The sequence below is a fragment of the Sphingobium sp. genome, assembly GCF_033795625.1.
In the GTDB taxonomy this organism is placed as follows: Bacteria; Pseudomonadota; Alphaproteobacteria; order Sphingomonadales; family Sphingomonadaceae; genus Sphingobium.
Genome location: NZ_JARYGI010000031.1, coordinates 34,153 through 42,331, shown reverse-complemented (window position 1 = coordinate 42,331; position 8,179 = coordinate 34,153). Strand labels below are relative to the sequence as shown.

The 8,179-nt window shown below is 63.0% G+C and carries 10 protein-coding genes and 1 pseudogene; 7 read left to right on the top strand and 4 right to left on the bottom strand.

The features are described 5' to 3' along the window. The 6 genes and pseudogenes from QHC67_RS14285 to QHC67_RS14260 form a co-directional block, all read left to right on the top strand. Positions 1–356: pseudogene (locus tag QHC67_RS14285) on the top strand (hypothetical protein); the annotation flags it as partial. Between the two features lie 3 nt (positions 357–359). Then, complete coding sequence (gene mobF, locus QHC67_RS14280) at positions 360–3,398, top strand: MobF family relaxase (RefSeq protein WP_319295339.1); 3,039 nt, start codon at positions 360–362, stop codon at positions 3,396–3,398. A 49-nt stretch (positions 3,399–3,447) separates the two neighbouring features. Continuing rightward, positions 3,448–3,648, top strand: a complete 201-nt coding sequence (locus QHC67_RS14275; protein WP_319295338.1) for a hypothetical protein — start codon at positions 3,448–3,450, stop codon at positions 3,646–3,648. Between the two features lie 11 nt (positions 3,649–3,659). Further along, complete coding sequence (locus QHC67_RS14270) at positions 3,660–4,184, top strand: DUF2726 domain-containing protein (protein ID WP_319295337.1); 525 nt, start codon at positions 3,660–3,662, stop codon at positions 4,182–4,184. Positions 4,185–4,192: 8 nt separating this feature from the next. After that, positions 4,193–4,849, top strand: a complete 657-nt coding sequence (locus QHC67_RS14265; RefSeq protein ID WP_319295336.1) for a hypothetical protein — start codon at positions 4,193–4,195, stop codon at positions 4,847–4,849. A 94-nt stretch (positions 4,850–4,943) separates the two neighbouring features. Further along, entirely contained in the window at positions 4,944–5,606 is a 663-nt protein-coding gene (locus tag QHC67_RS14260; protein WP_319295335.1) for a BON domain-containing protein, read from the top strand. 48 nt (positions 5,607–5,654) lie between these two features. Here QHC67_RS14260 and QHC67_RS14255 read toward each other — a convergent pair whose 3' ends face one another. The 4 genes from QHC67_RS14255 to QHC67_RS14240 all read right to left on the bottom strand — a co-directional run bounded on the left by QHC67_RS14255 (position 5,655) and on the right by QHC67_RS14240 (position 6,928). Then, positions 5,655–5,993: a TraR/DksA family transcriptional regulator gene (locus tag QHC67_RS14255; RefSeq protein WP_319295334.1), complete on the bottom strand. Its 339-nt coding sequence runs from the start codon at positions 5,991–5,993 to the stop codon at positions 5,655–5,657. Continuing rightward, positions 5,993–6,241: a YdcH family protein gene (locus QHC67_RS14250; protein WP_319295333.1), complete on the bottom strand. Its 249-nt coding sequence runs from the start codon at positions 6,239–6,241 to the stop codon at positions 5,993–5,995. The genes QHC67_RS14255 and QHC67_RS14250 overlap by 1 nt, the downstream gene beginning before the upstream one ends. Positions 6,242–6,354: 113 nt before the next feature. Further along, positions 6,355–6,489, bottom strand: coding sequence for a hypothetical protein (locus QHC67_RS14245; protein ID WP_319295332.1), 135 nt, complete (start codon positions 6,487–6,489; stop codon positions 6,355–6,357). A gap of 262 nt (positions 6,490–6,751) precedes the next feature. Beyond that, positions 6,752–6,928, bottom strand: a complete 177-nt coding sequence (locus QHC67_RS14240) for a YegP family protein (RefSeq protein WP_319295331.1) — start codon at positions 6,926–6,928, stop codon at positions 6,752–6,754. 847 nt (positions 6,929–7,775) lie between these two features. On the opposite strand from QHC67_RS14240, the gene QHC67_RS14235 reads away from it, so the two are divergent. After that, positions 7,776–8,171, top strand: coding sequence for a cupin domain-containing protein (locus QHC67_RS14235; protein WP_319295330.1), 396 nt, complete (start codon positions 7,776–7,778; stop codon positions 8,169–8,171). Positions 8,172–8,179 lie beyond the last annotated feature (8 nt).

The window sequence follows — 8,179 nt, the reverse complement described above, 5'->3', positions numbered from 1 at the left end:
CGGCATCAGCCCACTCGCGTTCGAAGCCAAGGTGGCATAATGAGATAGGTGACCGGCACAAAACCGTTACAAGTCCAAATATCCTTTCCGCAGAGGTCGAGGAGGAAACAGACGCCGCGCGGCGCGACAACGCGCGGGCGGCGGACGCCGATGCCGTGTCCACGCCCCCTGTCCATGCCGCCGACAGGGCGCAGGGCGAACGTGCCGCCGAGGGAGAGCAGCCGACCGCGCCGCGTGATCGCGACGGCCGCGCAGAGCCCGCGCGGGCGCCACAGGTCGAAGATCTGACGCTCGTCGAATTGCGCCAGGCGTTCCATCCTGGCCGCGGCTCCGATGACATGGACATGGGGATCTGATCCATGCTGTCGGTGGCCGCCGTCCGTTCCGCCTCGGGTGCCGCGAACTATTTTGCGAAGGACGACTATTATACGGTCGAAGGCGCGTCCGAAATCACCGCATGGGCAGGGGACGGCGCCGAGGAGCTTGGCCTCTCCGGCGAGGTTTCGAAAGACGCCTTCGAAGGCGTCCTCAATGGGGTCCTTCCTAGCGGCGAAGCGGTCGCCCAGGTCGAGAACCGTCGCGCCGGCGTCGACCTCACTTTCTCGATGCCCAAGTCAGCCTCGGTGATGGCCTATGTCGCCGGCGACAAGCGGGTGCTCGGCGCGAACTTGACCGCTGTGCAGAAGACGATGAATTGGGTGGAAGCCAACCTCGCCGAAGGCCGGCGCGACGTCGAAGGACGCAAGGTTCCCGTCCAGACCGGCAACCTCGTCTATGCGCTCTTCCAGCACGACACCAGTCGGGCACTCGACCCGCAAGCGCATATCCACGCCGTGATCGCCAACCTGACCCGCATGCCCGACGGCAAATGGCGGGCGCTTCATGCCGACAAGATCTGGAGCCACAACAGCATCATCGGTTCGATCTATCATGCACATCTGCGCGTCGAACTCGAGAAGCTGGGGTACACGCTCGATCTCAAGGGTAAGCACGGCACGTTCGAGATTGCCGGCGTTCCCAAAGCGGTCACCGCCGAGTTCAGCCAGCGTCGCGAAGAGATATTGGAGCGGGCAACCAGGCTCGGCATCACCTCGCCCGAGGGGCTGCGCGAAATCACCACGCGATCACGCGATCCCAAGCTTGGGGTGGAAGATCGCGCGGCGCTCCGGCAGGACTGGATCGATCGTGCCGGCGCGCTTGGTTTTGACGGCAAGGACCTCGTTCTGGCCGCGCAAGCCCGGACAGGACTGACGCATTCGCCAAGCGCGATCGAGCGCGGCTACCGCGCAATCGCGGCCACGATCGACGCGACGCGCGAGCGGCTGGGAAGCGTGCTGCGACCCCGCGACCCGCTCGTCGACAATGCGCTCGCTCGCGTGGTCAAAGCGCCAGCCGAAGCGCGCACGCAGCTTGCCGTCGCTTCCGCCGTCCGCATCCTTTCCGAGCGTGAAGCTGCCTATCCCGCTCACCTCGTCGCCAAGACCGCGCTCGATCTGGGGCTGAAAGATGTCACAATCGACGGCATCGAAAAGCGCATCGGTCAGCTTGTCCAGAACCGGCAGCTCATCCCCGGCGTGGCCAGCGCCGCCGACCGGACCGGGCGCATGATGACGACCCCCGAGGCGCTGCGAACCGAAGAGAAAATCCTGTCTGCGATAGATGCAGGCAGAGGCCTCGCCACCCCGATCGTGCCGGCCGATACCGCTCCCGCACGCCTGCAGGACGCCGCTGCCCGACCGCTCAATCCGGGACAGCTGGCCGCCGCTACCATGATCCTGTCCTCGAGTGACCGGACGATTTCGATCCAGGGTGTGGCCGGCGCCGGCAAATCGACCATGCTGCAGGCAGTCGCCCGGGTCGCGGAGGCCGAAGATCGGTCGATCATCGGCCTTGCCTTCCAGAACAAGATGGTCGCCGATCTTAGCGAAGGCGCGGGCATAAAGGCGCAAACCATTGCCTCGTTCGTGATGGCGCATGAACGCTTCATCGCCGAACGCGATACGCCAGCTCACGAGGCGGCGCGTGGACGGCTTGGCGGCACCATGCTGCTGGTGGACGAGACCTCCATGGTGTCGAGCGAGGACATGCTCAAGCTGCACCAGATCAGCGACGCGCTTGGGATCGACAAGCTGGTGCTCGTTGGCGATCGTCAGCAGCTTTCTTCGATCGATGCCGGCAAGGCCTTCGCCATGATCCAGGCAGGCGGCGGCACCATGGCGCGGATGGATGAGAATATTCGCCAGCGCACAGATCAGCTGCGCACGGTCGCTGCGCTCGCCAATATCGGGAAAGCCGGAGAGGCGCTGAAGGTGCTCGGCGACCGCGTGATCGAATCCAGCGAGCCGGCGGCGGCCGCAGCCGATATGTGGCTGGCGCTTGCATCCGCCGAGCGCGATGAAACCGCGCTGTTCGCGTCCGGTCGCGCGGCCCGCGCCATCATCAACCAGCGCATCCAGAATGGGCTGGTGGCCGAGGGCAAGGTCAAGGGACCGGCCATCCATCTCACGGTTTACGAACGCGTCAATATGACGCGCGAGGAGCTGCGCTATGCCTCGACCTACCGGCCCGGCCAGACGCTCGAGGTCGGCCGCGGCGGAGTACGGGACATCGGCCTGGCGGCAGGCCGCTACGATGTTCTCAAAGTGCACGCCAATGGCAAGGTCGAACTTGCCGATGGCCGCCGCAAGATCCGCTTCGATCCGCAGAAACTGTCGCCGACCGAGCAGCGCGAACGGCTTCAATTGTCGGAAAAGAAGGATCTCCAGCTGCGCGAGGGCGATCGCATCCGCTGGACAGCAAACGACAGGCCGCGCGGGCTTCACAACGCGGCGCTCGCCCGCGTCGTCAGCGTCGGACCGACCGGGGTGACCGTGGAAGCTGGGGATCGCAGCCGCCTGACGCTCGATCTCGGCGACCCGATGCTGTCCCGTCTGGATCTCGCCTACAGCCTCAACATGCATATGGCGCAGGGCATCACCAGCGACAAGGCGATCACCGTCATGTCGGCCCAGGAGCGCAACCTCGCCAACCAGCGTCTCTTCAATGTCGGCGTGACCCGGGTGCGCGACGAGCTCACCATGATCGTCGATAACCGGGAGAAGCTCGAGCGGCAGCTCGACATGAATCCCGGCAACAAGACGTCCGCGCTCGAAACGCTCGGGCGGCTTGATATCAACGGCAAAAAGGGGCCTGCGCCGCGCGAGAAATTCGACCCCGGTCCGATCGATGGCGTCGATCTCTCGAAGTTGCCGGACCTGCCGGGCGATCTTCCGCCCTTGCCCAAAGGGGGCTCATCGGCGCCGCCTGTGAGGGATCCCAAATCGCCGCCCGAGCTGAAGCCCGAGCGCGGCGATGCCCTGCCGCCGCTCCCCGAACGGAGCCTTGGCCTCGATCTTTGACGAGAAACCGGCGGCAGCGGGCCGCGGTCAATTTGGAAGGAGTGCTCAAATGGGATGGGAATTCGAACAGGCCGGCAAGTTCGGCAGCGAGCGGGCAGCGGAAGCTTATGCGAGGGCCAACACCCTCGATCCGCAAGATGTCCACGTCACCCGCAAGGGCGATGAGGTCGAGCTCAATATCCGCCGCTCCGCGCTCGATCGGCGCAACATGCGCGACAATGGCGAGGGCCGGCGCGACGCTTGGAGCTGAGGGAGGCGATCATGGATACACTGAATTTTTCGGGACGTTTGATCGATACGCTCCTGCCCGTGCTCATTCTCGCGGGATGCGTGCTGATCGTCTCCGCACTGCTGCGTGGGTTGCAGGCCCTGTCCGGTCCGCCGGCGCCGGTGGCAAAGCCGTTCATGACCCGTCGCGAACGGGCCGTGCTCGCAGCGCTCGAGCAGGTGCTGCCCATGTACCGGATTCATGCCCAGGTCGCGATGGGCGCGCTGCTGAAGGCATCGGCTTCGGCGGGCCGCCGGTCCAATCCGGCGGACCGGAACGCCTTCTCCCAGAAAATCGTCGACTTCGTGGTCGAGGATCCGACCACCGGCAAGGTTGTCGCCCTGGTCGAGGTCGACGATCATACGCATAGCCGGGCCAAAGACCGGCTACGCGATGCCATGACGGCAAAGGCGGGTTACCGAACTGTGCGCATTCCCCCGTCGGCCCGGCCATCGGCCGCGGACATGCTCGCAGCCGTCGGCCACCTGCGCGGCGTCGTCTCGAACTCCCACGCGTGAGGGCCACCATGGGACTCGACGATCGAGACTATATGCGCGCGCGCTATCGCGACCGGGGACATGGTGTGAAGTGGAACGACCGGGCAGGGCGTGTCGAGGGAGCCTGGTTCGACCCCGCCAATCGCGGCTTCGATTATCAAGGAGGGCGCTATCGCCATGCGAGCCGCGGAAGAAGCGCGCTACGTTGGCTGCCATTCGTGCTCGGCCTTTTCCTGGTCGCCATTCCCGCCTTCCAATCGATCAAACGCGATGGCTGGTTGCCCAACAGTGACGCGGTGCTGCCATTTCCGGAAACCGGCAGTGTCACGGTCAGGGCTTCGCTCAATGCCGCCGGGGCGACCTCGCGCATGACAGTGGTCACCGCCGATGCCCATGCTGTCGTCCAACTCTTCGAACCTCGAAGCGGACGCCATGTACTATCGGTCTATGTTCGCAAGAATGACCGCACGACGATTGCGGTTCCCCCAGGGTTCTACCGAATGAAGATTGCGGAGGGTCAAGCTTGGCACGGTCCGCAAAAGTTCTTCGGAGCGTCAACGGCCTATGAAACGGTGGTTCGCCCAATGATCTTCACGCCCGAACAGGGTAGCGGCATCGATCTCCACCGCCGTCCCGACGGCAGGTTGCGGACGCGCCCCAACTGGAGCGGGCCGAAGCCGCTCTAGCACGGGAATAGGTAGGAGATAGGCTCGCTCCGGCGCGACTCTCACGAGAATGTCACATGGTGCGGGTAGACACCGATTAAAGTGGGAGTTGCATATGTCAAGCGATCGCCGTCTACAGGAAGCCGTATTGGATGAACTGCGCTGGGAGCCGAGGCTTGAGGCGGGCCATGTCGGCGTGACCGCTGCTGACGGCGTTGTGATGCTGACCGGTCATGTGGAAGACTATGCGCAAAAGCATGCCGCCGAGCTTGCCGCGCGCCGAGTCAAGGGCGTGCGCGCGGTTGCGCAGGAGCTCGTAGTGCGTTTGCCCGTCGATGAGCAGCGGGACGACGATGATATCGCTGCTGCGGCGCTTACCCGCCTCGACTGGGACGTCACAATCCCGCGCAGATCGATCCAGGTGACGGTCGAGGATGGCTGGATAACGCTCAGCGGTGAGGTCGACTGGCATTATCAGCGGGAGCAGGTCGAGCATGATCTTCAGAAGCTTCCCGGTGTGACGGGAATGACAAACGCGATCGCAATCAGAAAGACGGTCGATCCGCAATTTGTATGCGACGATATCGTCCATGCCCTGCACCGATCATGGTTTTTCGATCCCAAGACGATCGATGTGCGAGTCAAGGACGGCGCTGTCCATCTGACGGGAACCGTGAGAACGCCGCACGAACGGCAGGTGGCCGCTGCTACCGCATGGGCCGCACCCGGCGTCGTCGATGTTCGAAATGAACTCGAGGTGGCGGGTACGGTAGGCTAGGGCTTGAAGAACATTTCGACTGCGCTTTAGGCTCCGTGCGGACTTTTTCTAGGCTGCACGCCTTTCTTCCGCCTTGGCGCACGTGATGCACAGCCGGCATGCCGGCAACGCTTCCAGACGTTTCTGCATAATGTCTTCACCGCAGGCGGTGCACACGCCATAGGAACCGGCCTCCAGCCGCGCGATAGCCTCCTCGATCAGTTCAATTTCGGCGAGAGCGGCCAGTTCGATGGCATCCTGCGCCTGATCGTCCTCGCGATCGACGGCCTGCTCACCGAAGTCATCATCGAGCGGCTGCTGAAATTCCGCCTCGATATGAGCGACGCGCGTGCGGAGTTCCGCCAGGCGCGCGTCAAGGCCCACTCGGATTTGCGCAACGTCCTGCATCAGGCGTCCTGCTTGTCCGCGATAAGCGAAGCGACCTGGTCGAGCGTCGCCAGCCGCTGCTTCTTGAGATCCTCGAGCCGTTGGTCGGAAGCAGGTTCGATGCCGTTCTCGATGCGATGAATTTCCTGCGCCACCGCGTGATAGCGGTCGGAGACGTCGCGAAACGCTGCATCTTCAACCTTGAGTCTATGCAGGATCTCGCGGTGCGCCGGGAACTCGGCGTGCAGATCATGACCGTTTTCACTCATTCCAAATCCCCTTTTCACGAATAGGCGCGAAGAGTTGCAGAGCAGCGCGACCCTGTCGCTACGGAATATTCCCGATGCGCGAAGTCGCAGACCGCCGGTGTCGAGATCAGCGCTCAGGCGAGCAGTGACCACATCAGCTGTGTCCCAAGAACGAGTGTCAGCAGACCCATGCCGACGCCAGCGCGTATCTGGGCCTCAGTGGGTTTGCTCCGCCCCAGAGTAATCGAACCGTGAATGGCTGCCCGCATCTGCACCTCCTGAATGCCATGCCCTTTTCGCCAGAAGCAGAACGCTGTCCCATTGGGAATTATACGGAAGTCGACTGCTTTTCAGGAGCGGCGGGCAATCGCCGTTCGTGCGCGGAGTGGACGCACGACCGCAGGCGGCCCAATCGAAGCGCTCTGCGATCGGTGCCCGCCAGCAAGGCGCGCATCGCCGATCTCGCGCGACGGCGAAGAGCTATCGTTCCGTTATCGTCTGTTGCGCGCCGCAACAATGCGGCGAGACCAATCAGCTATTGTCGACGATCTCCGCGCACGGACCATTTTTGAGGATCGACTCAATGGCATTCTTGGCGGAGGCCTTGCTCGAATACCCTTCCGTCGAGAACATGGTCTCGCTGTTATACCTGAACCGGACGCGATACTCACCCTTCTTGTCCTTGGTGATCTCGAAACTATACGCCATCGCCTGCCCTCCGTCGCTGCTCGAAACCATGCTAATCGAGACGGCACCGTTATGACAACAACGCGGGTGTAAAGAGATGTAGCGGCTCGCTACCGCAAGGCTGCGTGCCGGTTACCTGGCAGCTGATACATGGAGGTGTCAGGGGCGCCAGCCCCTGCCAGCTTCGATACCCCCGTTCGCGCGCAGCATATCGCCGACCGATCTTGCTCCGAGCCGACAATAGGCGATGACACGGTCATAGCTGCGCCGGCCGGCCCGACAAGCGACAGGACGGCCGAGCGTCAGCCGCTGCAACAGGGACTTTGCCGCCGTTCCACCCGGCTCATCGAGTTCAGGCGCAAAAAAACGCCAAGCCGGACCTCGATCCACCGATCCGGCTGACCCGCGGGACCGACACACAGACTGTCCCCGTCGCCGACATAGCGAACCCCGCTGAAGCTCGTGCCTTCTTTCGGCAATCGTCCTTCGCAAGGATCGGCGTGGGCGGGCGTCGCCCACAGCATAACGGGCAGCGCAGCAGCCATCACCATGGCGAGGAATCTGGAACGTCCTTTGCTCGACATGTCTGTTGTTCTCACTTTGCCGGATACCCCATATTCGCGAAATGCCGGTCAGTGGAAGGCATGCTGGTGATCCGCTGCATCGGCTCTTGCCAGTGTCGGTGCTCCGATCGCCGCCAGCGCGCACGCGGCTTCGCTGCGGAGCGTGCGACCGAGGAGCCCCTCTGACATCCGCAAACAATCGCAAGGATAGAACTATTACGGATGTTTTGATGGCACGCGTCGGCGCAGATGATGGAGGTCATGTCCCCGCTTTGGGAGCAAGGCGCTTTTTTCGGGAGATCAACATGAAGGGCTTTGTGGGAGATATCGAGCAGCTGACCGAGGATAACGGCGACTTTCGCCGCGTCCTTTATACCGGGCACAACCTTCAGCTCGTTCTCATGTCGATCGAACCTGGCGAAGAGATTGGCGAGGAAGTTCACGGCGATCGCGACCAGTTCTTCCGAATCGAAGCGGGCGAGGGCGAAATCGTGATCGATGGCGTGACGCACCAGGTAAAAGCGGACGATGGTGTGATCGTCCCGCAAGGCACACGCCACAACGTCCGCAGCGTCGGTAAGGAAGCTTTGGAGCTCTATACCATCTATGGGCCGCCCGAACATGTCGATGGCACGGTTCACAAGACCTGTTCAGACGCGCAGGCCGCGCACGAACATTTTGACGGCCGCACGACGGAGTGAGCGAGAGG

Excerpts from the sequence above, each read along its gene's own strand:
- mobF (WP_319295339.1), top strand. The coding sequence starts at position 360 with ATGCTGTCGGTGGCCGCCGTCCGTTCCGCCTCGGGTGCCGCGAACTAT.
- QHC67_RS14275 (WP_319295338.1), top strand. The coding sequence starts at position 3,448 with ATGGGATGGGAATTCGAACAGGCCGGCAAGTTCGGCAGCGAGCGGGCA.
- QHC67_RS14270 (WP_319295337.1), top strand. The coding sequence starts at position 3,660 with ATGGATACACTGAATTTTTCGGGACGTTTGATCGATACGCTCCTGCCC.
- QHC67_RS14265 (WP_319295336.1), top strand. The coding sequence starts at position 4,193 with ATGGGACTCGACGATCGAGACTATATGCGCGCGCGCTATCGCGACCGG.
- QHC67_RS14260 (WP_319295335.1), top strand. The coding sequence starts at position 4,944 with ATGTCAAGCGATCGCCGTCTACAGGAAGCCGTATTGGATGAACTGCGC.
- QHC67_RS14255 (WP_319295334.1), bottom strand. The coding sequence starts at position 5,993 with ATGCAGGACGTTGCGCAAATCCGAGTGGGCCTTGACGCGCGCCTGGCG.
- QHC67_RS14250 (WP_319295333.1), bottom strand. The coding sequence starts at position 6,241 with ATGAGTGAAAACGGTCATGATCTGCACGCCGAGTTCCCGGCGCACCGC.
- QHC67_RS14245 (WP_319295332.1), bottom strand. The coding sequence starts at position 6,489 with ATGCGGGCAGCCATTCACGGTTCGATTACTCTGGGGCGGAGCAAACCC.
- QHC67_RS14240 (WP_319295331.1), bottom strand. The coding sequence starts at position 6,928 with ATGGCGTATAGTTTCGAGATCACCAAGGACAAGAAGGGTGAGTATCGC.
- QHC67_RS14235 (WP_319295330.1), top strand. The coding sequence starts at position 7,776 with ATGAAGGGCTTTGTGGGAGATATCGAGCAGCTGACCGAGGATAACGGC.